The 25,166-nt window shown below is 45.1% G+C and carries 22 protein-coding genes and 1 riboswitch; of the genes, 8 read left to right on the forward strand and 14 right to left on the reverse strand.

Translation table 11 applies throughout. The annotated features are described in order from the left end of the window. Positions 1-31: 31 nt before the first annotated feature. A complete protein-coding gene (locus QUA20_RS06920) occupies positions 32-1,108 on the reverse strand; it encodes a metal ABC transporter solute-binding protein, Zn/Mn family (RefSeq protein WP_333186883.1) in 1,077 nt (358 codons plus the stop codon). Positions 1,109-1,198: 90 nt separating this feature from the next. Here QUA20_RS06920 and QUA20_RS06925 point away from each other — a divergent pair, with 90 nt between their 5' ends. After that, positions 1,199-1,918 (forward strand): metal ABC transporter ATP-binding protein, encoded by a 720-nt coding sequence (locus QUA20_RS06925; RefSeq protein WP_333186886.1) that lies wholly within the window; start codon positions 1,199-1,201, stop codon positions 1,916-1,918. Positions 1,919-2,014: 96 nt separating this feature from the next. Then, positions 2,015-2,851, forward strand: coding sequence for a metal ABC transporter permease (locus QUA20_RS06930; protein WP_333186888.1), 837 nt, complete (start codon positions 2,015-2,017; stop codon positions 2,849-2,851). Positions 2,852-3,119: 268 nt separating this feature from the next. Here the strand turns inward: QUA20_RS06930 and QUA20_RS06935 are convergent, their stop codons facing one another. The 4 genes from QUA20_RS06935 to QUA20_RS06950 all read right to left on the reverse strand — a co-directional run bounded on the left by QUA20_RS06935 (position 3,120) and on the right by QUA20_RS06950 (position 7,134). After that, entirely contained in the window at positions 3,120-4,208 is a 1,089-nt protein-coding gene (locus QUA20_RS06935) for a WD40 repeat domain-containing protein (RefSeq protein ID WP_333186891.1), read from the reverse strand. A gap of 137 nt (positions 4,209-4,345) precedes the next feature. Beyond that, on the reverse strand, positions 4,346-5,317 hold the full coding sequence (locus QUA20_RS06940; RefSeq protein ID WP_333186893.1) for a GTP-binding protein: 972 nt from the start codon (positions 5,315-5,317) through the stop codon (positions 4,346-4,348). A 182-nt stretch (positions 5,318-5,499) separates the two neighbouring features. Then, positions 5,500-6,534, reverse strand: a complete 1,035-nt coding sequence (gene cobW / locus QUA20_RS06945) for a cobalamin biosynthesis protein CobW (protein WP_333186897.1) — start codon at positions 6,532-6,534, stop codon at positions 5,500-5,502. Between the two features lie 189 nt (positions 6,535-6,723). Next, positions 6,724-7,134: a DUF1636 domain-containing protein gene (locus QUA20_RS06950; RefSeq protein ID WP_333186900.1), complete on the reverse strand. Its 411-nt coding sequence runs from the start codon at positions 7,132-7,134 to the stop codon at positions 6,724-6,726. A 22-nt stretch (positions 7,135-7,156) separates the two neighbouring features. Further along, positions 7,157-7,303: riboswitch (cobalamin riboswitch) on the reverse strand. Positions 7,304-7,437: 134 nt separating this feature from the next. Here QUA20_RS06950 and QUA20_RS06955 point away from each other — a divergent pair. After that, a complete protein-coding gene (locus QUA20_RS06955) occupies positions 7,438-9,480 on the forward strand; it encodes a serine/threonine-protein kinase (protein WP_333186902.1) in 2,043 nt (680 codons plus the stop codon). Positions 9,481-9,678: 198 nt separating this feature from the next. Next, entirely contained in the window at positions 9,679-10,953 is a 1,275-nt protein-coding gene (locus tag QUA20_RS06960; RefSeq protein WP_333186904.1) for a serine/threonine-protein kinase, read from the forward strand. 19 nt (positions 10,954-10,972) lie between these two features. On the opposite strand, the gene QUA20_RS06965 is transcribed toward QUA20_RS06960, so the two are convergent. From QUA20_RS06965 to cynS, 3 genes are all read right to left on the reverse strand, one after another. Next, the gene (locus QUA20_RS06965; protein WP_333186907.1) at positions 10,973-11,578 is read right to left on the reverse strand and encodes a type IV pilin-like G/H family protein; all 606 of its coding nucleotides are present in this window, start codon (positions 11,576-11,578) and stop codon (positions 10,973-10,975) included. 55 nt (positions 11,579-11,633) lie between these two features. Continuing rightward, positions 11,634-13,016, reverse strand: coding sequence for an ATP-dependent protease ATP-binding subunit ClpX (gene clpX / locus QUA20_RS06970; RefSeq protein ID WP_333186910.1), 1,383 nt, complete (start codon positions 13,014-13,016; stop codon positions 11,634-11,636). Between the two features lie 375 nt (positions 13,017-13,391). Beyond that, entirely contained in the window at positions 13,392-13,835 is a 444-nt protein-coding gene (gene cynS / locus QUA20_RS06975; protein WP_172185231.1) for a cyanase, read from the reverse strand. Between the two features lie 442 nt (positions 13,836-14,277). Here cynS and QUA20_RS06980 point away from each other — a divergent pair, with 442 nt between their 5' ends. Both QUA20_RS06980 and QUA20_RS06985 read left to right on the forward strand, forming a co-directional pair. After that, positions 14,278-14,622 (forward strand): slr1659 superfamily regulator, encoded by a 345-nt coding sequence (locus tag QUA20_RS06980; RefSeq protein WP_333186913.1) that lies wholly within the window; start codon positions 14,278-14,280, stop codon positions 14,620-14,622. A 150-nt stretch (positions 14,623-14,772) separates the two neighbouring features. Beyond that, the gene (locus QUA20_RS06985) at positions 14,773-16,911 is read left to right on the forward strand and encodes an ATP-binding protein (RefSeq protein ID WP_333186915.1); all 2,139 of its coding nucleotides are present in this window, start codon (positions 14,773-14,775) and stop codon (positions 16,909-16,911) included. A 592-nt stretch (positions 16,912-17,503) separates the two neighbouring features. Here QUA20_RS06985 and QUA20_RS06990 read toward each other — a convergent pair. Further along, positions 17,504-17,713, reverse strand: a complete 210-nt coding sequence (locus QUA20_RS06990; RefSeq protein WP_333186918.1) for a hypothetical protein — start codon at positions 17,711-17,713, stop codon at positions 17,504-17,506. Positions 17,714-17,814: 101 nt separating this feature from the next. Here QUA20_RS06990 and QUA20_RS06995 point away from each other — a divergent pair, with 101 nt between their 5' ends. Beyond that, positions 17,815-20,400 carry a PAS domain S-box protein gene (locus tag QUA20_RS06995; RefSeq protein WP_333186921.1) on the forward strand — a complete coding sequence of 862 codons (2,586 nt, stop codon included), beginning with the start codon at positions 17,815-17,817 and terminating at the stop codon, positions 20,398-20,400. 93 nt (positions 20,401-20,493) lie between these two features. Here QUA20_RS06995 and QUA20_RS07000 read toward each other — a convergent pair whose 3' ends face one another. Beyond that, a complete protein-coding gene (locus QUA20_RS07000; RefSeq protein ID WP_333186923.1) occupies positions 20,494-20,955 on the reverse strand; it encodes a VOC family protein in 462 nt (153 codons plus the stop codon). A 204-nt stretch (positions 20,956-21,159) separates the two neighbouring features. Here QUA20_RS07000 and QUA20_RS07005 point away from each other — a divergent pair, with 204 nt between their 5' ends. Further along, the gene (locus QUA20_RS07005; RefSeq protein ID WP_333186926.1) at positions 21,160-21,387 is read left to right on the forward strand and encodes a hypothetical protein; all 228 of its coding nucleotides are present in this window, start codon (positions 21,160-21,162) and stop codon (positions 21,385-21,387) included. A 45-nt stretch (positions 21,388-21,432) separates the two neighbouring features. Here QUA20_RS07005 and QUA20_RS07010 read toward each other — a convergent pair whose 3' ends face one another. The 4 genes from QUA20_RS07010 to QUA20_RS07025 form a co-directional block, all read right to left on the reverse strand. Further along, positions 21,433-21,918, reverse strand: coding sequence for a glutathione peroxidase (locus QUA20_RS07010; RefSeq protein ID WP_333186929.1), 486 nt, complete (start codon positions 21,916-21,918; stop codon positions 21,433-21,435). A 290-nt stretch (positions 21,919-22,208) separates the two neighbouring features. After that, complete coding sequence (locus QUA20_RS07015) at positions 22,209-23,102, reverse strand: PRC-barrel domain-containing protein (RefSeq protein WP_333186932.1); 894 nt, start codon at positions 23,100-23,102, stop codon at positions 22,209-22,211. Between the two features lie 212 nt (positions 23,103-23,314). After that, positions 23,315-24,169, reverse strand: a complete 855-nt coding sequence (locus tag QUA20_RS07020) for a DUF2382 domain-containing protein (RefSeq protein WP_333186935.1) — start codon at positions 24,167-24,169, stop codon at positions 23,315-23,317. A 467-nt stretch (positions 24,170-24,636) separates the two neighbouring features. Continuing rightward, on the reverse strand, positions 24,637-25,095 hold the full coding sequence (locus tag QUA20_RS07025) for a DUF1499 domain-containing protein (protein ID WP_333186936.1): 459 nt from the start codon (positions 25,093-25,095) through the stop codon (positions 24,637-24,639). Positions 25,096-25,166: the final 71 nt, after the last annotated feature.

A 25,166-nucleotide genomic window follows, 5' to 3' on the forward strand; every position in this document is an offset into this window, starting at 1 on the left:
AATGTAAGGTGCTTGCTCCACCCTACGAAGTCTATGGTTTGGGAGTTGGTGTTGCTTGTCCTGAGAAGGGAGTACAATTGCCGCCGAGGCCAGAAGTAATCGCGCAAGTATTAGTTTTTAGCATTCCCTCATAGGTATCAGCACCGGTGCCGGAGCCTCCCAACTCGTCGCTGTAAAGTTCCTTGTCCGAAATTTTGACATTTGCCTCCCTCGCCACAGTCTCCATCAACTTATGATTAGTTGTGGTTTCGACAAAAATTGTCGGCACTCCTGCAGTCTTCATTTCTGAGGACAATTCCGCAATTCTGGCTGCTGTGGGCTGTTCCTCTGTTGTCACACCCTGCAAAGCTCCAGCAATCTCCAAACCGTAAGCATCGGCATAGTAAGTCAGAGCATCGTGAGTTGTTACTAACTTGCGTTTTTGAGCTGGAATTGTCGCAATTTGAGCTTTTATCCAAGTATCTATTTTTTGCAGCTCATCTGTTAAGCTTGCTGCATTTTTGGTATAAAGTTGAGCATTGCTGGGGGAAACTTTGCTCAATTCATCCCGAATTGTTTCTACCATACGGATGCCATTTTGAGGGTTATGCCAAACGTGAGGGTCAGGAATTTTTTCGCCTTCTGCGTGGGGTTGGTTTTCCGCTTTCTCTTCGCCGTGTTCGTCCTCGTGTTCGCCCATCAGCGGTTTGGGAACTGCGAGTTCGTGTACGGCGATTTTGGGCGCGGAATTACTGCTGGATTGAATTAACTTAATGATGCTGGGTTCGTGGTTGTAGCCGCCGTATAAAATCAGATTTGCTGTTTCAATCGCTTTGCGGTCTTCCGGCTTGGTTTGATAGGCGTGGGGGTCGTCTCCGGGCTTGATGAGACAGATGGTGTCGATCGAACTTTGAGCAATTTCTTTAGTTATGTCGCAGATAACGCCAGTCGTGGCGACCACTTTGGGCAAGTTGGCGGCGGGACTGGCTTGAGTTTGAGTCGCGGTCGGACTCTCTGACACCGGATTGCTTGCGTTCTGCCCTCCACTGCACCCAACCAGTCCGCAGCCGATCGCCAAAACAGTCGCACCGCACAATCTGCTGGTTTTTCCAGCCAACTTCTTTAACATTTTTACCTTTGGAACGATAATCGTTATTGCTTTTTCGAGTTATCCTATTCTAGTAGGTACGAACAAGAATCGTTCTCAAAATCTCGAATTATGCTAGAAGTGCAAGACTTGGCTGTCAATTATCGCGGAATTTCGGCCCTCAACAGCGTGAATTTCCATTTAGAATCGGGACAATTAACCGGTGTGTTCGGCCCCAACGGCGCGGGGAAAAGCACGATGGTGAAAGCGATGCTGGGATTGATCCCGGCCTGTCGGGGTTTGGTGAAATATCAGGGGCGGTTGTTGAAGCAACAGTTGTCGCGGGTGGCTTACGTGCCGCAGCGATCGCAAATTGACTGGGATTATCCGATTACGGTGTGGAATGCGGTGATGATGGCGCGAACTGTCCAGACTGGTTGGTTTCGCAGTCCCTCGAAGCAGTCCCAAGAATTGGTCAAAGCTGCTTTGCTGCGGGTGGGAATGTGGGATTTGCACGATCGGCAAATTGGCGAACTGTCTGGCGGACAGCAGCAGCGGATTTTTTTAGCAAGGTCGATCGCCCAACAAGCCGATTTATTCTTCTTCGACGAACCTTTTAATGCGATCGACAAAGCAACAGAAGAAATTATTTTCGATATTTTTGCCGAACTCAAAGCCGAAAATAAAACATTGCTAGTAATCAGCCACGATTTAGGCGAAACTTTAAAACAGTACGACAATTTATTGTTGCTCAACAAGCATTTAATTGCCACGGGTTCCTGCCGAGAAGTTCTCACCGCCGCTAATATTCAAAAAGCCTATGGATACGATTTAAGTTTAGTTTCGGCGTAAGCAAAAAAAGATCTATCTTTAAAGTTGATTGTCGCACGGGCGTCCCGCCTGTGCAGTTGATTGTGCTTTAAAAAATCCTATTATTGATGTAATTCAATGTTAAACCTACTAATTGAGCCACTACAATTCGAGTTCATGCGAAATGCGATCGCCGTCGGAATTTTGCTAGGAATTCTCTGCGCAGTTGTTGGCTCCTATTTAATTGTACAGCAAATGGGAATGATGGTTGACATGATTGCCCATTCAGTATTAGCCGGATTGCCGGTGGCTTTTTCTTTAGGTTTCAATATTTCGATCGGCGCGTTTATATCGGGAATTATCAGCGCGGTAATTATGGCGTGGATTCAATCGCAATCGCGCCTCAAAATTGATGCCGTCATGGCATTAATTTTATCTACATTTTTAGCGATTAGCATCACCTTAATTAGCCTGTTGCGAACCACCAAATTAGACCTAGACGGTTTTCTGTTCGGAAATATCTTGTCAGTTGCACCTGCTGACGTGCAGCAGACTTTTGTCATAACTTTGATAATTTTGGTGGCGGTTAAACTCCTTTACAAAGAACTGCTATTCTATACTTTTGACCCGCTGGGGGCGCAAGCGTCCGGTTTGCCTGTAAACTGGATTTATTTCGGGATGATTTCGGCGATTACGCTGACGATTGTTGCGAGTTTGCAAACTGTGGGGGCGCTGTTAGTAATTTCGCTGTTAATCGGGCCGGGAATAACGGCGTATTTGTTGGTAAAAGAGCTGCATTTAATGATGGGATTGGGATCAATTATTGGGATTACAGCTAGCGTAACTGGTATGTATTTCAGCTATTATTTGAATATGCCGTCTGGTGCGGCAATTGTATTAGTTGTTTTTGGGTTATTTTTGCTAGCTTTGCTGTTCAGTCCCAGTCAAGGGATTTTGACAAGAAAGAGAGGATAACACTCCTGGACGCACAAGGTTTATCTGTTGTGCGTTTTTTACGCTTACTTACCCAAAAAGTAATTTAACGCCCTACTTATAGTAATCTAGGATTTTGTAAAGAGCAAGTTCAGTCCTGGACGCACTTCTACGCTTAGAAACCGGGTTTTTTACTCGATGCGGTCTGCAACGAAGTAGACGCTCGAAAAACCCGGTTTCTGGGCACCCGTGGGTAAGTCCTAAAGTTTTCAATTGTATATGTTTTAGTAAAACGGGTGCGTATGCGAACTTAGCACCCCCCGAACTCTTTGCCGCCCATAGATTGTGACCAAACCAGCAATTCACCTGCACAGCCGCCCGCGACCAGAAACTGGCCTTCGGGATGCCATGCGAGACAGGAAAAACCGCCCTCTGCACCTTCTAGAATTTGCAGCAATTGTTCTGCTTCAGACCACAAACAAAGTTGACCGTCTGCGGCTGCGGAAGCTAATAAAAATGTGCTAGGTTGAAAGGCGATCGCATTTACCACTTTTTCATGTACCTCTAACCCCCAAGAATCCCAACCGATACTTTCATCAGCGTGTTTTTCCCACACTGAAATACCTTCAGAACTCGCAGCAGCTAACAAAGGCGCACCCAAGGAATTAGTTTTATCCGACCAAGCTAGCTGCCGAACTTTCCCCGGAAAACCCTGCATTACCCAGGGTTCAAAATTGCCCCATTCATTAACAATTAGAGTATTGTCCATATTGCCGCAAGCTAAAAATTCCCCTTGTGGCGACCAAGAAACTGCACCTGTTGCCGAGGGTACTGATAAAATTTCCGGGTCTTCGTCCCAGTCTTCGCCATGCCAAACTTTGACACCTTGATAGCCGCTAACGGCCAGATATTGAACCATAGGATGCCATGCTAAATCGAGGATAGATGATGAGTCGAAATTCAGCGTTACTTCCACAACATTATCCTCAGCATTCCATACTTGAACGTAGCGACCCATACTGAAAGCTAACTGGTTGCAGTTGGGACTCCAAGCTAACTTATCAACCCAGACGCGCTGGTTATCCAAACCAGCAATTAATTCCCCAGAATTAACGCGCCAAATTCGCACTTTTCCATCTTGTCCGCCAGCAGCTAGGAATTGACTGTCGCGGGAAAAAGACAAGCAATCGGCTGATTTACCCGTGGCAGTTTGTAGGGTTTGCAAGGACAATTCATTAACTGCCCCTACTGCCGCCAGCATCACTTCGCCCGCAGCAGAACAGACTGCTAAAGTTGTACCATCCGGCGACCAAGTAACAGCAGTTACGTAGTCAGACAGCATTGCTTTGGCGTGAAATTCCAGAGTTAGTTCACTTTTATTTGTCTTTTTGTTATCCATATTTATTGAATCTGAAATGTTGCACTATTTTTAAGAACGGGCAAGATGCCCGTTCCACAAGAGATGAATTTTATTCTTGTGGAACAGGCATTTTGCCTGTTCCAAAAAAGCTTATTAAAAATACTTCAAGATTTCAGTTAAACCAGACATTTACGAAAATCCTCTCGCAATTGATTTTCTTTTAAGTTGCGGCCGATGAATACGAGTTCATTTTTCGGAGTTTCGGTGGCTTTCCAAGGTCTATCCGGTCGGCCATCAAACACCATGTGTACTCCTTGGAAAACAAATCGCTTGTTGTCTCCGGCGACATTCAAAATGCCTTTTGTCCGAAAGATATTCGGCCCTTGAGTCCGCAACAATTCCTCAATCCAATCGCTGAATTTGTTGCGGTCAATAGCGCCGGATTCTACTATTGCTACGGAAGTAACTGTTTCATCGTGTTCGTGAGTGTGTTCGCCCAAAAAGTCTGGTTCGATTTCTAATGCTCGGTTCAAATCAAATGCTTTGACGCCCAACAAAGCCTCCATTGCTAATTCAGCGTTGCGAGTGCGGTAAATTTTTGCCAGTGCATTCATCGCGCGAATTCGCTTTTCTAATTCTGCCAATTCTTCCTGTGTCACTAAATCAGTTTTGTTGAGTAAAACTACATCAGCGAATGCAATTTGTTCTTGAGCTTCGTCTGCGTCCCAGTGCTGCCAGATGTGCTTGGCATCGACTACGGTGATAACTGCGTCTAGCAGCAATTTGTCCCGCATATCTTCGTCTACAAAAAAGGTTTGAATTACTGGTGCGGGGTCGGCTAAACCTGTGGTTTCGATGACTATGTGATCGAATTTGTCGCGCCGCTTCATCAAGTTGCCGATAATCCGAATTAAATCGCCTCGGACTGTACAGCAAATGCAGCCGTTGTTCATCTCAAAAATTTCTTCGTCGGCATCAATTATCAGTTGGTTGTCGATGCCTACTTCGCCGAATTCGTTGACGATGACTGCAACTTTTTTGCCGTGTTCCTGTGTTAAAATGCGGTTGAGTAGCGTAGTTTTGCCTGCGCCGAGATAACCCGTGAGAACGGTAACAGGAACTGATTCGATCGCCCCAGCAGTCACCATACTTGACCTCGATTATTGTACAATGATAACCATTATCGCTATTCTATACCAAACTTGCTGGCAGCGGTCACAATATTAAATAATGTTAATAAATTGTTCGTGAGAGCTTGGAGGAGCGAGTTTTACCAATAATATTTGCTGCAATTCAAAATATCCATCAACCCGCCCCTCTGAGATGACAATTAATTGTTAATCATAGCTGCAATTCGATCGCGCTCTAACTCTCGACCGATCAGCACTAATTTGGTTTGACGGAGCTCGGAAGGTTGCCAAGGGCGATCGTAAAAATATTCTATGCGCGAACCCACACCTTGCAACACCATCCTCATCGGTTTCTTGGGAACCGCCACAAACCCTTTAATCCGATAGATTTCCTCCTGCTGCATCAAGGATTGCAGTTTTTTCACCAAAGCTTCAGGTTCAAATTCGCGATCGGCAATAAAGTAAGTCGAGTTAATATCATCATCGTGTTCGTGTTCCTCCTCAGCATCGTGGTGACTCGGGCGAGACTCCAAATCATCCTCAACCGCCGCATTAAATCCCATTAGCACATCGGGGTTAATTTCGCCACCTTTGCAGGGTACAATTTTCACAATCGGGCGTAACTCTTGCTGCAACCAGCTTTGGACTTTCTGGTGAGTTTCCGCATCTACGCGATCGACCTTCGTTAAAAGTACCATATCGGCACAGGCTAACTGGTCTTCAAACAATTCCTCGATCGGAGTTTCGTGATCTAAACTAGAATCAGCCTGTCGCTGTGCCATCAAAGCATCGATATCACCGACAAAAGTACCGCTAGCAATAGCTTCGCAATCCACAACAGCAACAACACCGTCCACAGTAGCACCGGTGCGAATTTCCGGCCAGCGAAAAGCTTGAATCAAAGGTTTAGGAAGTGCGAGGCCAGAAGTCTCAATTAAAATACAATCAATTTGCTCTCGGCGCTTCAACAATTCCTGCATGGTCGGCAAGAATTCCTCTTGAACAGTGCAGCAAAGACAACCATTTGTTAGTTCAACAATATTGCTGCTGACATTTTCTTCTTCGTCGCAAACTTGGCAATCGCGCAGCAGTTCTCCGTCAATTCCGATTTCGCCAAATTCGTTAACCAGAACAGCAATGCGGCGACCTTGATTATTTTGCAATAAGTGGCGAATTAAGGTAGTTTTGCCGCTACCGAGAAAACCAGTGATGACAGTAACAGGAATTTTGTGCATTGATAATTTTGTGCTTATTTGGTGATGGGATATCTCGTTCCCAGGCATAGCCTAGGAATACCGATCTAGAGGCTCTGCCTAGCTGGAATAAAGGAGCGCTTTTAATACGAAGCAGAGCCTCTGCGTATGCGTTACCAGGCAAAGCCTAGGAACGAGAAGGAAAAACTAAAGTCCCTACTACAAACCTATCTAATTTGGTAGTGGTGGAATCTTTGCTAAAACGCCTTTTTTCAGAGCTTGAGGACGCTCAGACCAAGGCAACAAACCGTCCGGTTTGGCATAGTATTGACCCGCGCATTCGAGTACCGCCTCGACGCTTTCCGACTCATTTGCTGGTAAATCGCCAAACAGATAAGTGTACTTTCCAACAGCAGCAAAAGACACCGCACAAGAGTGACTGCAAGCACTCATGCACTCAACTTCTTGAATCTCAAATTTATCAGAAAACTCCCAATCTTTAGCGAGTTTCGATAAGTCTTCCATAAATTGTTGACCGCCGCTTTTACCTTCGCGCTTGCCGTTTTTCCAAACACTAGCGCAAGCAGTGCAAACAAACAGACTGTGCTTTGTGCGTACAGCCGTGTTAATTCCATCCATCATCCGTACCTCGCAGATGCGTTCAAAAGTGAGTTAGATATCGGCGGGCATTCTGACTTGAGAAACCACAACGGTTTCATTACAGTTGCGGGACAGCGCCGGACTTGCACCGAACTTTCCCCGTTTCCTCTAACGGCTGCTCCCCGCTAGAACCGATCGCGAAATCAAATCCTATCACACTTGCCGCCTTTTTTCAAAAAAGTTATGTTTGTAGGAGCGATCGTTTCGTTCGTAGTAAGGACTTTAGTCCTTATAAGATAACGGCTTCAGGACTAAAGTCCTTACTACCAACCATAGTAATTACCTATGAACGCTTTTCCAGAATTTTCCAAACATGGCTATCAAATAAGTCGCGAACTCGGATACAACAGTTTGGGCGGCCGCGTCACCTATCTTGCCACAAAAATTAACACAAAAAAATCCGTTGTAATTAAGCAATTTCAATTTGCCCAATTAGGTGCTAGCTGGGAAGAATACGAAGCTTACGAACAAGAAATTAAAGTTTTGCAAAATCTCGATCGTCCTGGCATTCCACGCTATCTCGATTCTTTTCAAACTGACAGCGGTTTCTGCATGGTGCAGGAATACAAAAATGCCGAATCTGCTGTCGCCCGGACTTTTTCGCCGCCGGATATCAAGCAAATTGCGATCGCAACTTTAGAGATTTTAGTTGACCTACAAGCTCAGAAACAGCCGATTATTCACCGCGACATTAAGCCAGAAAACTTGTTAATAGATGACGAACTCAATGTTTATTTAGTAGACTTTGGTTTTGCTAGGCTAGGAGGTGGAAATATCGCGGCTAGCAGCGTCGTCAAAGGCACGATGGGATTCATGCCACCGGAACAAATGTTCAACCGAAAATTAACAAAAGCATCCGACCTTTACGGCTTGGGGATAACGCTGATTTGCTTGTTAACTGGTACGAAATCTGCGGATGTCGGTAATTTAGTTGATGCCAATTATGGCATTCATTTCCGGCATTTAGTACCGCCATTGCAGCAGGGTTGGATGAATTGGTTGGAGAGGATGGTAGCGCCGAGATTGCAAGACAGATATCCATCGGCTGCGGATGCTTTAACTGCGCTAGAATCTTTGGATGTCAGCAGCATGCCGAAAGTCAGACTTGAGCGCGATCGCATTCAATTCACCGCCACAGAATATGGAGAAATCTTAACACAAACTATTGCAATTAGCAACCCAATTCCCCACACAATGCTTTGTGGCAGGTGGGAAGTCGCGCCGCATCCGAACGATCCGCCCCACACGCCCTACGACCACTCTTGGATCTCCTTTGAACCGCAGGCATTTGAAAGCAATGATATCGAGTGCACAATCGCCGTCGATACGAGCAAATTGCTGGAAAGTCAAACTTACAACCGCCAAATCATCTTGCGCGCAAACTCTGAACCCGAAACTCATACAATAGAATTGCAAGCTACAACAGCCCCGCTGCCCGTACCGCAAAAAACTAATTTTTTGTCGGTATTCATGCTGACTTTTAGGTGCTGTTTGATCTTAGCAACTTTTATGTGCTGTTTGTTGTTAACATTTTTTATATTTTCCTCAATTGATTATGTTTTCGGCCATCCGGGGGTTGATATCTTTTTGTATTCTGAGACTACTACTATCCTGCTTCCCATCTGTTTTACGAGTGGCTTCTTGGGATTTTTAGTCGCCGAAATCGCCATTACAGCCAAATTAAACAAATATGATTTTAATTGGTTTCTAGCTTTATGTGGAGGGTTAATAGGATTGATATTTTATAATGTTATTAGCAGCGTATTAACCAGTATTATTTTTGATTTCGCGAAGGGTACGATCGATTATAAATTAATGAGTTTTGTGTATGCTGGGTCACGGCTGGTTTCGCTCGCAGTAACTTTACTTGGAGCCTTAATACTAGGAAGGATTACGAATGTTACGATCAAAAATGTTACGATAGTAGCAGTTATTATGCTGCTTTTACCATTTTCATTGTATACTGATAGCTTCTTTAGAGTCTTCTGGATTCTAACGCTGGCATCCCTGATTTACAAGATAGTCAAGTGGGTATTTAACAAGCTGATTGACCAGCAGATAGCCAGACAAATTTTTGAAGTAGATGCTACCAAAAGAGCTTTTTTTACTGCCGGATTTTGTATGAGTTTGTCAGTAGCATTTCTACTCTGTGTAAACTTAGAATCTCAATTAGCATGGGTTGAACCAAGAGAAATATTAGTTGTAGGAGGAACGATAATGACATCTCTAGCCCTCACTGGAATTCCGTTAATTGACTCGATCGTTTTTAAACCAAAAAGAATGCTTGCCAACTATCGCAAATCCCAACCAAATTTAATTAAACCGTAAAAACTTGTTCGCAGCAAGGACTTTCAACCTCAATGACTGAAGTCCTCACTACAAACCTTACCAAATATTAAGAGTCTGCATTCCTGCCTGTTGTTGGCGGATTGTTTCGAGAGTTCGCTTTAAATCTAACTTTTAAAAACCTCGCTATTAACTATCACAACTCTCAACCACTAACTATCAACTATCAACTATTTACCTATGAATGCTTTTCCTGACTTTTCCAACTACGGCTATCAAATAACCCGCGAACTCGGACACAATCGCGCTGGCGGTAGAGTTACTTATCTCGCTACCGAAATTAATACCAAACGTTCCGTCGCCGTCAAACAATTTCAATTTGCCCAAACAGGCGCTAATTGGGCTCAATATCAAGCGTGCGAACACGAAATTCAGATTTTGCGAGAACTCGACTATCCTAGCATTCCCCGCTATTTAGATTCCTTCCCAACTGCATCGGGTTTCTGCATGGTGCAAGAATACAAAAATGCCCCTTCCTTGGCAAGTTCTAACCGCTGGAAGCCCGAACAAATCAAGCAAATTGCTATCTCTGTTTTAGAAATACTCAAATACCTGCAAAATCGGGTTCCGCCAGTCATCCACAGAGATTTAAAACCCGAAAATATCTTAGTAAATGACCGGATGGATGTCAGCCTTGTCGATTTCGGATTTGCTAGAATCGGCGGGGGAGAAGTGGCCGCCAGCAGCGTTGTGAAAGGTACTTTGGGCTTTATGCCACCAGAACAAATGTTCAACCGGCAGCTAACTGTTGCATCGGATTTATACAGTCTCGGCGCGACGCTAATTTGCTTGCTAATCGGCATCAATTCTACCGAAGTTGGCAGTTTGATGAACGATACCGGGCGGATTAATTTTAAACATCGCTTGCCGCAGCTAACTCCAGAATTTCTTGACTGGCTGCAAAAAATGGTGGAACCTAATTTCAAACACCGCTATCCTTCGGCGGATGCTGCCCTCAATGCTTTGATTCCCCTAGAGGTAGTTCAGCAGCGTAACAAGTCAAAACTCGCACTGATATCAGTCGGATTATTAACAGCAATTGCTGCTATTTTTATTCCTTTGCTCTGGAAATTTCCCGAACCTCAAACAGCAGTCGATCTCAAACCAGTAATCAAGGCAGAAAAGTTAAATCCTCAGACTCAAGTGATGTTAACTGACGAACTAGAATCGACAAAAACTAGAGATTTTTGGTCTTTGAAGCAAAACAAAAAAGTCTATTTTGCTGTAAGTGCTGCTAACTTGCCAGAAGGAGAATATAGAGGTTATTGTAAGGTTGTCAACTCTCAAGGAGACTTTGTTGCCCAGAGTCAATCTTATTTAAAAACGACGGGCGATCGATTAAATACTTGGTGCTGGTACAATTTTCAAAAAGATGACAAACCTGGCAATTGGCAGTTTCAATTTTACTTACACGGTCAAAAAGTGATGCAAAAGAGTTTCAAGGTCTTACCTTAACCTTGTTCCGGGCTGACAGTTAATTTCTTGGCCATAACGTTGTTCCGGGCTGGCAGTGAATTTTTTTGCCGTCAAAAGTTGGCGAACTCCTAATTTCTGCATAACTTGCGTTCTCCCGATCGCTCTCGCATATAGCACTAATAACTTCTATTAGATTGCTACCCTTTTCTTTGTAAGCAAATACTGCGCCAGTGTAGGATTTCCCGGGGGGGCTCCTGTCAGTAGGTTTGGCGATCGCGATCGCGAGCGCGCTTTCAAATTGTGCTGGTTCGCGGTGATTGTGCCTAGTTTGAACCGGGCCCATTGATGAGACGATCGTGTAATGATAGTTCTTGGTGTGTTCTTTAATTCCAAGACCCAATTTTGCAATGGAAGCGCTAAATTGACCGTACTCTGCATAGTAAGCTTGCTGCCCTTTATTGATGGCATTAATATATTGTGGGTTTTCTGAATATCTCTTATCGCTTGACGGGGCGATCATATTGAGTTTAAAATCGTAACATGACGCCATGATGCCACCCATAACCGCGCTGTAAATTGCAATCCTCGGCAGCAAACTGGATACTGGCAATCTCGATTTTTTACTGGCTTTAGCTACATTGACTGACATTTTTTTAACTGTCATAAAGTAAATTTGCCAAGCTTGTAGGGTGCGCTACAAGCACCCTACAGATTACAAACTATGCAGTTTCGTGCTGTTTGTGCCATGCAGGATGCCACAACAATTCAGCAGTCGATCGCTTCTCGACCATTTCAGGAGTAATCATACAGTTAGCCACATCCTTGCGAGAAGGCAACTCGTACATCACATCCAGCATTAACTCTTCTAAAATGCTGCGGAGAGCTCTCGCGCCCGTTTTGCGACGATAGGCCTCCTGGGCGATCGCCCGCAGCGCTTCCGGCTGGAATTCCAATTCCACGCTGTCCATCTTCAACAGCTTTTGATACTGCTTCACCAGCGCATTCCGGGGCTCGGTCAATATCTGCATCAAAGCTGCTTCATCCAGCGGCGAAATCACCGTCACCACCGGAATCCGCCCGACAAACTCAGGAATCAAACCAAACTTGACTAAATCGTCAGGCTGTACCTGCTGCAAAATATCAGCAGCCCGCTTATCCTTAGCCGGCAAAGTTGAGTTGCTGTCGCTTTCTGTTGGCTGAATAAAGCCCAAGGATTTTTTACCCAAACGCTGTTCAACTATTTTTTCCAAACCGACAAAAGCACCGCCGCAAATAAATAGAATTTTGCTCGTGTCAACTTGAATAAAATCTTGGTAAGGATGTTTGCGGCCTCCTTGCGGGGGCACGTTAACCACTGTTCCTTCCAACATTTTTAGCAGCGCTTGCTGCACTCCTTCTCCTGATACATCCCTGGTAATCGAAGTATTTTCGCTTTTGCGAGCAATCTTGTCAATTTCATCAATATAAATAATGCCGCGCTGCGCCGATTCGACATCAAAATCCGACATTTGCAACAGCCGCAGCAAAATATTTTCTACATCGTCGCCGACATATCCAGCTTCTGTCAGCGTCGTCGCATCGGCTACCGCAAACGGGACCTCCAGCATTTGCGCCAAACTTTGCGCTAACAAAGTTTTGCCACAACCTGTCGGCCCGACTAGCAGGATGTTGGATTTTTGCAGTTCTACATCGCTGTCAGGAGAAGACTTGTCGCTATCTTTAGCTTGGTCAACGCTCAAGCGCTTGTAGTGGTTGTAAACTGCTACAGAAAGGACTTTTTTTGCTGAATGCTGGCCTATGACGTGGTTGTCTAAATGCTGCTTGATTTCTGTCGGTTTCGGAATTTGACCTAAAACAATTTTCGATTTATTCGATCGACCCGGACGCCGCGTTCCTTGTCCCTGAGACTCTCGCACCTCTGATTGGGGAATCTGTTGACCAATTGTTTTACTGGAGTCAAAGAACTCCTCCTCTAAAATTTCATTGCACAGTTCCACGCATTCATCGCAAATGTAGACCCCGGGCCCAGCTATTAACTTGCGGACGTACTCTTGCGACTTGCCGCAAAAGGAGCATCTCAGATGGGAGTCATATTTTGACATATTTGCCTCTTACTTTACGGTTGCGGTTGCTTGTTTCTACTGGGGAAGTTGCCGCGGGATCGACCTTAGCTCTGCCCTAGAAAGGTTTCCCGATCGGACACCCAAGCCAGTCAGTCGATTTTAGATTTTAGATTTTAGATTTTAGATTTACTCCACAGATGAATTTTGGAGCTGAACTATGGTCTAAAATTTGGGGCTCTGCACGACTTAAGTCGGGGGCTTGTCTCCGTTTTTTTGGCGGAGTCAAGCTTCGCGATCTCTATTTCTAAGTTAACACTTTTGAGGCTTTAGTCATTAGTCGTTAGTCATTAGTCATTAGTCATTCGACCAAATTTTGATTTTTTAATTTTCACTTGAAGGTAAAGCAAGACTGGCTTACCATTTTTTGTATGCCAAAAATTTTCCCGACATAATTATTTTCACTCGATCGCCTTTTGGGTCTGCTTCTTTCTCGACATCCAATGTAAAGTCGATCGCGCTCATAATCCCGTCACCAAATTTTTCCTGTATCACTGCTTTGAGCGGCATCCCGTAAACCTGCATAATTTCATAGAAACGATAAATCAGAGGATCGACCGGAACCGAGGCCTCCAAAGAACCTTTTAACGGAGGTTCGCAGAGAACCGCAGCCGTCTCGCCATCTAGTCCCAAAGCCGAGACAATTTTCTCTGCTTCATCTTCAGATGTGGTTGCTTGACGGTAAATAACCGCGGCAATCCAAACTTCGTCGCGCCCCAAAAGTTTTTCCAAATCAGCAAAACTAATTCCCTTAGCTTTTTTAGCAGCCAAAAGCTTTTCTGTAATTTGTGAAATTGCCATTAAATATTCTCCTACTCACTGCTGGGTTAGATGTGAAATTTGTCTCACATTTTGGTGAATTTGTCAATACTAAATTGAGAAAAAGAACTGAATTGATAACTCAGAACTTCAGCAAAAGCTGGTTTCCTACAGCCCCACAACTCCTACAATTTTCGATTGAATAATTGAATCATTGAATCATTGGCAATGACTAATGACTACCAGGGTAGAGATCTCGTCAACAGTTGCATTCTTTTTTCCAACTGGTATCACAACTGATAAATCCCAAAATAACTCATAACTGCCCTGTGGCAATGCTACAGTTAGCAGTATATGTAGTACAAGTTACACCAGCAAAGGCATTCGGCAAACAGCCGAATTCTTATCGTGCTAGCCTGAAGCTCAATCCTCGCTCCCGCACCCAAAGCCCCTTTACCGCTAACAACCCACAACCGAGAAAAGTATGGAGATTAAGACCAAAGATTACACGCTCAGCTACGATGGCGATACCCAAACAGTGACCTGCAGCGGCTCGTTCCGACTCAGCCAGGTGGAAGAATACGCGCCGATCGTCGATCTGCTCAACGAAGTGGCTGAATCCTCGCCAAACACTGTTACTCTAGACTTGCGAAAGCTAGAATTTTTAAATAGTTCGGGAATTAATATTGTCTCAAAATTTATTATCAAAGTGCGCCAGCAAAAAAATATTCAAATCGCCATAAAAGGCTCTAAACAGATCCCCTGGCAGAAAAAATCCCTGAAGAACTTGCAACGGCTGATGCCTTCCTTGCACTTAGAATTGGAATAGTAGAGAAAAAGGTAAAAAAGATGAACCCCAAGCTAAGTCAGGGAACCAGGATGAGGGTGGCTGAAGTTAATGGGAATAAGTCATAGTTAAGCTAGCACAAAACCGTAAAAAAATTCAAAATAAACTAAAAATTACCAATTTTCAATTGCTATGCAGGAAGAACCATCGACAGAACAGCTACTTTTTGACGTTCAGCGGCTGAGTGCAGAACTTGAAAACTTGAAGCGCGAAAAGGCTGACCTAGAAATTATGCTGGAGACTACCACCGAACATTCGGATACGATGGAAGCTCACTTGCTGAGCAAAGCTGAGTTGGCACTGCGTTCAAGCGAAGAGCAGTTTCGGACGATCGCCTCGGCAACTCCGGTTCCGGTATTGGTTTCTCGCCTCTGTGACGGCTTAATTCTGTATGCGAACCCTCAATTGGCTTCTCTCCTGAACCTACCCCTAGAAAAATTGATCGGCAGCAGGACTCCCGACTTTTACTTCAACCCCAGCGATCGCCCAAAGGTACTTGAGGCAATTGCTAAAGACGGACACCTCCAAAACTACGAACTGCACTGCAAAAAGTCAGACGGCACCCCTTTCTGGGTGATGATCTCGGTTGAGCCGCTGCTGTTTAACGGTCAGCAGACGGCATTGTGCGCCTTGTACGACCTCACCCAGCGCAAAGAAGCAGAACAAACCCTCCAAGAGAGCGAAAAGCGGCTCCGCCGCCAGAGTTTGGCTTTGTTGCAGCTAGGTCGGCAGAGGACTCTCAACAGCGGTGCGCTGAATGTGGGAATTCGCGAAATTACTGAGGCTGCCGCCCGCACTTTGGATGTGGAAAAAGTCAGCGTCTGGCTTTACAACCCTGGAAGATTTGGAACTCGCTACCCGATCGATCCTCAGCTAAATTTTACCGAGAGAGCGCTCGCCCACAACCAAACAGAATCGATCGATACAGAGACGGCCGCCCCAGAGGAACACGAGTCGGTCAATCGTTCTAAATTTACAATCCCCAACCTCAAATTAGTTTGTCTGGACTTGTACGATCGCACCCGCGAGAATCATTTGAGCCACCAGTCCATATCGGCAAGCGATTTAAAATTTTCAACTTTAGATGTTGAAGGCGACGCACCGGGCGAAAATGCGCGATCGGACAAAGCTTTAGAACCTGTGCCAAAGACTCAAAACTCTCTAAAAACAAATTTCTCCCACTTATCTTCGGTAGCCGAACCTTCCGCTGTGCTGCCAGATGCCAGCAAGCCAAATTCATCCATCTTAAATGTAGCAATTAGGCTCGGCGGTCAGATCGTCGGTATCCTCTCTCTCGAACATATCGGCGCGCCCCGCCAGTGGGCTCTGGAGGAGCGCACATTCGCCGATTCTTTGGCAAATTTGGTAGCGCTGGCGATCGAAGGATTTGAGCGCCAGCGGGCTCAGGAAGCACTCTCCAAAGCCAAAGCGCAGCTAGAAATGACCGTGGATCAGCGTACCGCTCAACTCACCGCCGCCAATAAACTGCTCCGCATCGAAATTGCCGAGCGCAAAAGAACCGAAATAGCTTTGCAAGAAGCCTTACACAAAGCTGAAGCAGCTTCGAGAGCTAAAAGCACTTTTTTAGCCAATATGAGCCACGAGCTACGGACGCCGCTCAACGCGATTATCGGTTACAGCGAAATGCTACAAGAAGAAGCACTGGAATCGGGACTCGAAGAGATACTTCCGGATACCCAAAAAATTTATAACGCCGGCAAACACTTGCTGACTTTAATTAACGATATTCTCGACCTTTCTAAGATAGAAGCGGGTCGGATGGAGCTTTACTTAGAAAATTTTGACCTCGGCAATTTAATAGAAGAAGTCGTTGCAACTTTGCACCCTTTGGTCGAAAAAAATCACAATGAATTGCAAGTTTCTTGCTCTCCCAATTTGGGAGTGATGTATGCAGATTTGACTAAAGTCCGGCAAATTCTGTTCAATTTGCTCTCGAATGCCCTGAAGTTTACCGAAGGTGGAACCGTGCTGTTGAGCGCGACTCGCGAATCAGCAGGCGGCAGCGATTCGGTTTATTTGCAGGTATCCGATACGGGGATTGGGATGTCGGCAGAACAGCAGCATGGTTTGTTTCAACCTTTTATTCAAGGGGATGCTTCGACTACTCGCAAGTACGGCGGCACCGGTTTAGGATTAGCCATTAGTCGGTTGTTTTGCCAGATGATGGGCGGCGATATCACTGTTGAGAGCCAGTTTGGTGTTGGCTCTACTTTTACTGTTCAATTAAAGGCAAAAGTTAATATTAGTTAGAATGAAGTTAGAAAACGGATTGTGTACGGGATTTAACAGATTTAAGGAAAGGAAGAGATGGAATAATTCCCGATTACTAATTCCCTCATTATCAATTCGCCATTACCAATTACCAATTCCCTTTTTAATTGTGACACAGATCGCGATCGACGTCTGTTGCCGATCACACAGTAACATTTTTTCCCAGCCTAGAATACCTGTATTATCCCAAAGTTTTCCCGCAGGCAGGATCTCGCGCCTCGCTGCATTCACAAGTCGCACCTCAACCTGATTAAGGGGGTGAGGGGTTGCTTGCAGAAAGGCATTTTGGTAAAAGTAATGCTATGGTCGGCAACCAGTAGAAGGCAAAAGTTAACAGGAAATCAGGAACTATCAAAGGTCTCTGGGCACAGAAACACAATTCTGCTTTTTGCCTTGATACTGCTGTTTCTACTGGCGAGATAGCACTGCTGCTGAAAGCAGTGCGCAAGTTCTGAGAATCAAAGGAGTGCATCTACATGATTAAACCTTGCAGTCAACCGCTAAAAATAAATCCTTTCACTTGTTATCGCGATCCCGCTACAGGCAGGTGGACTACTGTAGTTACAAATGTTCAGAACGCTTGCGAAACAGACTCTAGTTTGACAGCAAAAGCCGAAGGCGAAAACGAAGGTAAAGCACAAAGGCTCGTTTCTAGTTCTCCTGCTGTCTCGCTGCCGAAAAAAGGCATTTCTTTCTCCTTGTCTCCGTTTAAAAACCGTTCAAAAAAATCTGCTGTTAGTCTCAGCAGGTAGGTATAGCAGGGGTCTAATCTAGTTTCCACGGTTAGTCCCCGGCGATCGCCAAACAAAAAAAACGAACTTATCCCTAGCTTAAATTGCCAAAAAACGATATACTGCGAGCAAACTTTCTCCTTCAACATCCGTGAAGTATTTGCTCGATCGCTGCGTCCAATTTGTATGGACAGACCGACCAATTCGCCAGCGGGGAACAGTCATCGTTACTATTCCCGTGATTTGTCTGTTTGCTTCGCTGATAACAATTGCAGGGCTCCGGGATAGCAGCCTACAGATAAGAAAGCGAGCAAATATTAATAAGGAAATACTTGAAGAAACTAACCGCTTGTTAACAATCGTGGTGGATGCAGAAACGGGCATTCGGGGTTACGGGTTGACAAAGCGCCGCGAATTTATATCACCCTACTTAGAAGCAAAGAAGAGTTTGCCCCTGCTGCTGGCTAAACTCGAGGTTATGGTTCGAGACAATCAACTGCAAGCTCAGCGATTTGCAGAAATTAAACAAAGTACCGAACAGCAAATAAATTTCTTGCAAAACACTTTGAATAAGCTCGACAGTTCGGCAACAAGGGTGCAGTCGCCGGAAACAATTCAGGTGTTCGTTCAAGGTAAATTGAAGATGGATCGACTGCGCGAAAAAATTAATGCGTTTGCTGATGCGCGCGAAGCCTACCAGAAATCTTTAGAGGGGCAAATACGGGAGTTGATAGATTGCATTAATTTCGTGCAATTAGCTGGTTTGGTTTTCGGCTGTTTGGGTGCAGGGGCTTCTTGGTATTTATTTGATAGTTTAGAGAAGGAATTGAGCAAGCGGCAAGCTGGCTTGGAGGAAAGTAAAAGTCGCATTCAAGCTGTGGTAGACAATGCGGCTGACGGTATTATTACTTTGGACGCACAGGGAAATATTGAGTCTTTTAATAAGGCAGCAGAAAAAATTTTTGGGGAGAAAGCCGATCGCATAATTGGATCGAACCTGCGGCGGCTGATAGCTCAACCGGAGCCGGACAGCAGCGCGGGGGATTATTCGATCGAATATTTTGTGTTAAATCCCGATACTAAGCTGAAGACTTACCAGCAAGAAACAGTTGGACTTCGCAGCGACGGAACTAAGTTTCCGATGGAGTTGGCTGTCAGCGAAATGCGTCTGGCAAATCAACAGTTGTTTATTGCGATTTGCCGCGATGCCAGAAGAAGGAAAGAAGCTGAGGAAACTCTGCGCAAGCAAGCGCAAATGCTGGATTTGGCGAACGATACGATCGCGGTGCTCGACTTGAACGGCGCGATTTCTTATTGGAATTTGGGAGCGAAGTGGCTCTACGGGTGGCGGAAGTCGCAAGCAGTAGGAAAAAATATTCACGAGCTTTTGCAAACAGAATGGACGCAACCTTTCGAGGCTATTCAAAAAGTGTTTTTCGAGCGGGGTTCTTGGCAAGGGGAACTGGTACGCACCAAGGCAGACGGGACAAAAATAACGGTGGCCAGCCGGTGGACTTTGCAGCGCGACGATCGAGATAAACCAGTGGCTATTTTGGAAATCAGCAACGATATTAGCGATCGCAAGCGCTCAGAAATTGCTTTAGCCCAAAGCGCGCAGCGGTTTCGCGCTACTTTTGAGCAGGCGGCAGTCGGCATGGCCCAAAAGACTGTGGAAGGCAAATTTGTGTTAGTCAATCAAAAACTTTGCCAGATTTTGGGCTACACCCGCCAAGAATTGATGGAAAAAAGATTTCAGGAGATTACTTGGCCGGAGGATTTGGCAAGCGAACAGGAAATTTTGCGCAAATTGTTAGCAGGAGAAGTTGAACATTATGGTCTGGAAAAGCGCTACCTCCGCAAAGATGGAGAGTTGGTGTGGGCAAACTTAACGGTTTCGCTGCTGCGAGAACAAGATGGCAGTCCATTTCTGATGGGTGTGGTAGAAGATATTAGGGAACGCAAACAAGCTGAGGAATCGTTGCGGTTGCGCGCTGAAGAATTGACTTGGACGGCGCAGATGCTGGCTAAAACGACGAATGTTTTGAGAAAGCGGAATCAAGAATTAGACCAGTTTGCTTATGTAGTTTCTCACGATTTGAAAGCGCCGCTCAGGGCGATCGCAAATCTCAGCAGTTGGATAGAAGAAGACCTCAGCGAGTCGATGACAGAGGATACTCTGCACCAAATGAACCTGCTGCGCGGCAGAGTTCACCGCATGGAAGGTTTGATTGAGGGACTGCTGCAATATTCCCGCGTCGGACGCATTCAAGTGTCTTCAGAAATTGTACAAGTTGAAAAGTTATTAGCAGAAATTATTGATTCGTTGGCACCGCCGCCTGGATTTGAGATTAAAATTGAACCGGGAATGCCAACTTTTGTGACGGAAAAATTGCCGTTACAGCAGGTTTTTTCTAATTTAATTAGCAACGCCATCAAGCACAATCGATGTGAATCGGGTAACGTAAAAATATCGGTTAAAGAGTTAGATGATTTTTACGAGTTTTCTGTAGAGGATGACGGGCCGGGGATTGCTCCTGAATATCACGATAAAGTTTTTGTAATTTTTCAGACCTTGGAAGCTCGCGATAAAGTTGAAAATACTGGCATTGGTTTGTCGCTGGTGAAGAAAATTGTCGAAGGTCAAGGGGGTACTATTTCCCTAGAATCTGCCGAAGGTCAAGGAGCAACTTTTCGGTTTACTTGGCCGAAGCAATCTATTAGCAAAGACGGAAAATAAAATAAGTCTAAACCTGGGGTGCGCGCGGAACACCCCGATCGAAATAGTAAATGTACGGTGCGCACGGCTCACCGCCAGCCCGACAGCGACTGTTTAAACTGCATCACAACGGATTTCAATGATAAATCCATCAGGATCGTAAAAGTAAATGCCGCGTCCTGTAGCGCGAGTGACGGGGCCGCTGTCGATCGCAATTTGATTTGACTTTAGCACTTCCAGAGCGCGATCGAACAAATCCGGCTCGATATCGAAGGCTAAGTGGTTGGCGCGAGTAAAACCCTTCTCCGGGTCAGGGTTGGGCGGTTCCAAGTCTGGCTGCCAAAATAGGTCAATCACAGTGCCGTCTGGGGTGACGAAATTAGCGACTTTACCAGCGGCTACCATTTCTGTTAAAGTTGCGGGGATTTCTGCACCTGTGAGTTCGTGCAAACCGAGAATTGTACCGTAGAAGTAGCGGGAAGCTTTCATGTCGCGCACGTTTAAAGCGATATGGTGAACGCGCCGCAAGTTCCCCGGCTCCAGGACAATTTTGACGGTGTTTTCGGTAGTTTGCATGATAGTCAATTGCGAATGTTAAAATTGAATGCTGTTATATTTATTCAGCTCGTGTCCTGGAAAATAACCGTTTTAAGTTGGTAGTTATGACTTCATTCCTCAGATTTCTATGAGGATTTCACTCCTCACTACAAACACTTTTATTAGGGGCGTGCGATCGCACATAATATCAATTATGGTTATTTTTCTTTAGGGAACGATGCCATGCCTACAAATAGCATTGCCAAACCGCCTGCAAGAATTGCGAAGGCAAGTAAACCTACAACTAAATCTAATCCCGATGTATTTTCCATTAAATTAAACCGTTCTCCAATTCAATCCCATCAGGGGTATTTGTTAATTGCTGAGTGCTTCCAAACAATGGGGAAGAGAAGAAAAAAAGAAGCTCTCAACTTAGAAAAGAAGCATCTTAAGTTCTTCCCTCTTCCCTAAACATCCATCCGTTAAATCCTATAGACTGCTTCGTCGCCTAACTTCTTATTTTGCCAATTCTCGATCGATCGCAGCGATCAATTCTGGCGAATCTGGGCCCACGCTGCTGCGGAATCTGGCAACCACTTCACCCTGTTTGCTAACTAAGAATTTCTCAAAATTCCAGGAAACCTCACCCTTGGGTTCGACTGCACTCGTAAGCTTGGCGTACAGCGGGTGCTGCTGACTGCCTTTAGCGCGTACCTTGTCAAATAATTCAAAGCTGACGCCGTATTTTGTAGTACAGAAATTGACTATTTCTGAATTACTTCCGGGTTCTTGAGCTCCGAAGTCGTTGCAGGGAAATCCTAAAACGCGGAGTCCAGCCGCGCCGTACTTCTGGCTCAATTCTTCGAGCCCTTTGTATTGAGGTGTATAGCCACATTGGGAAGCTACGTTAACTATCAAGAGTACCTGGCCAGCGTACTCTCCTAGCTGCTTGTCTGCGCCTGCGATCGTTTTTACTTGAATGTCGGAGATTGTGCTGGGCATTTTCAAATACTTTTAAATTTGACCAGGATAATTTTACCGCAATTCAGTACAATTTTGTCGAGATGCCGATCGCTAAAAATTTAAATATCCCGACCGGGGCAGGTTTACGGATATCGAGCTTATATTATAGATATTGGTGAACCCGCCCCTACCAAAATTACGGTTAATTTACCGAACACGATCTTAGTAGATGCGGGAAAAATTTGTCCGCAGAAACGATCGCCACAATCCGCTATGAGATTTAAGTTTCTCGCTAATAGCTAAAATCCACACCGAAAAGGACGAATAGTTTAACTCTCTGAGTGGTGTTCCGTCATCCATTTTTGGTAAGTATCCTCAAGTTGCTTGTCTTCCAGAACGAGTTCTAGGCGGACTTTGACGCAACCGTGGCGGGGTTGAGAGGCGATCGAATTTAAGATTTTGCTAGCTTTCTGCACAGAGGTAAATTCAGCCTTAACTGTCGGTTCCTGGCGATCGCTCTTAATCTCCGTCAAATCTATACCGGTGATACTTCCCTCGCCCAAATCTATTTCTGCCAACACCTTCGGATCGTCGCCGACTTGTTCGACAATCAGCTTTTCCCACTGGATAGGCACTTGTACCATCCGAGTTTCAATTTCTTTGCGCACGATGACTTCGCCGACTTTGCGCTTGCTGCGATTGATCACCAATCGTTCTTCTAACAGGCGAATTACTTCTTGATCGACAATATCCAAGTTTTCCTCATCCTCAGCGGTCTCCAAATTTTCATCTGTGCGATCGGCATCTGTTAGATTCGACATAACTGTTGAGGGATTCGTTAACTCGGTGTTGTTAAATTCATTATGCGCTTCTGAGGCATTTTCTAAAGACTCGCGTCCGCCATTTGCCGAAACAGGCGGCAGCAGATCGACTTGATCTGAATTAATACTTACAAACAGAGCTTTTTGGTGATAATCTACTTTTTTTAGCAGCTTAATACTTAGTAAAAAAGTGCGTGTATTTTCGCTGCCTAGCCCTGCCACCACAAAGTTTAACTGACCGTTAGGATCGAAATAGACATCTTTAACTTTGCCTACCAAGTGACCTTGGTTGTCTTTGACTGTAAAACTTTTTAGCTTAGTTCTGACTTTTTCCGGAACCCGATTGAGACGGGCAATTGATTTGGCAGCGGCTATCTTTTCGGCTGAGGCTTGACCGTTCATTTTTAAAATTTCCTGAAACTTTTCTGCTTAGGGATTTTTATTAGGAATTGCTCGAGGCGGGAAAAGTGCATAAAGTTTGCCAAAACCAGACAATTTTCGTACTCCACCCGCCCCGTTCTATAGGAATTGCGCGATGCCACAAATATCACCTGCGCAGTGCCAGAATTATGTGATTCATGCGCAATTCCTATGCAATACCTGTTGCGGTTGGTTTAGATATCTTTATTATCTACAACCGCAGTTCCGTCGCTCTTAACGTCTAATTCTTCACGACGCAAGGTTTCTTCGCCCTCAACCGTGCTGCGAACCACTTCTTTTCTGACGTTGACTTCTTCCCGCACGAAAGCTTCCTTGTGAATGTCGGCGGTTTCTTCGTAGACTTCCATGCGTGCAACTTCCCCTGATTGGAAGTCAGCCTCACCGACTGAAACTACTCGACCCGCTTCTACGGGCGTTACTCGCTCGATTACAACTCGTTCTTTTTCAATGGGTACTGAAGCTCGCGCTGTTTCAGTTTCCACGCGCTTGCCAACTGCTACTTCGCCTGTCTTTGCGCGGTGTTTGTTAGCAATCAAGCGTTCTTCATAAAGCTTGAGATTTTGGTGCTGCTGTTCGTTGGTTTCGTAGAGGGGGCGGTCGAGATCGTAGCTGTAGCTGCTGCGATCGTAGCTAGCAGGAGTTGCAGTGCTTGCAGCGGCAGTTTCTTGATTGCGGTAAACACCTCTTACCTCTTCTTCGCGATCGTAATCTACTGCTTCTAATTCATTGTAAGCCGGCAATTGTTCTGCTTGAGCTTTGCTGCGAAGACCTGTTGCGTACACGCGACGGGCTCCGTAGTCGAAGCGGGCAGAGCCGATTGGCAGCAATACTTTTTTGCCAAAAATCCAAATACCGGTATCAATTACCAGATAGCGGAAACGACCCGTGTCATCAACCAAAGCGTCATAAACGGTGCCTACTTTTTCATCAGAGTCGCCAGCATAAACATCAAATCCCTTGATGTCGTCTCCCGCAAAGATTTCTTCCTGATAATTAGGATAAAATTCTGCTAATCTTTGAAGTGCCATGTTTTTTTTCCTCTTTGCTCTACTTAAATTAATAGTAGAAATTAATTCGTTCAGTTCCCTCTCCCTAAAGTCAGAAGTGTATAATTTAGGGCCTTTAATACTATAGGAATACTACGGCATCTCTTCTTCTGTGCTAGCGCGCTCAGCTATTTTAAAGATTGTAAATTCCTCTAGATGCAAATAGTGGCTGTTGGCAAACTCAGCATTACACGAGTTTACATTAATTTACATTAAACAGGACTGACGCAGAAAACAGGTTTCTTGTACCAATTCTGAAAAGTATTGCTACATATAGATGGTACGCGAGCATCTGTAGGGACATAGTAATGGGGTGTCCTTATCGCGAGCTGCTACTGTTAATAATTGTTAAGTAGATGGTTACAAATGAACATTACATAGTGAGCTACAAAAATCAAAGCCCCTCATCTTGCAGGAGAGGGGCTTCGGAAAAGCTAGAAATTTGAAGTTCAGAGGTGATTTAGTTGAGTTCTGATAGTTTCTATCCTTTTGCGGTTAACTCCTAAATCTGACTCTCCCAGACGCGAAGCCGATCGCACGTGGATGACTTTTGCTGCATCATCTACCAAAAATTCAACGTCATCAACAAACCCCATCAAAGCACTGGTGAACTCCGCATAGAGGTAATTATCCGTTGCCGTGATAATCTTAGTTTTTCCCAAAGACTCGATCGCCCCTTTGAGCTTGGCCATCGCTTCACTCTGGGACGAAGTGTATGCCAAAGGCTCAATTTTGTGTTCCGCATCTTGACTGAAGCTGCTGACGCAGTTGGGGGAACTCGGGCACGCTGCAAGTTTTCCTGACACAATCCCGATATTGGCAGGTCTTTTTCCAGCAAACACTGTTTTTTCTCCGGGTATAGCGATAAAAGTAGCGATCGACAGTAGCGCTACTCCTAGCAGTGACATTAAAATAACTAGGACTCTTTTCAATGCTGTCGGCGATTTTGTTTCAACTCTTTGCAAAGGATTAGCCCTCC

The organism is Microcoleus sp. Pol7_A1 (assembly GCF_036701085.1).
GTDB lineage: Bacteria > Cyanobacteriota > Cyanobacteriia > Cyanobacteriales > Microcoleaceae > Microcoleus > Microcoleus asticus.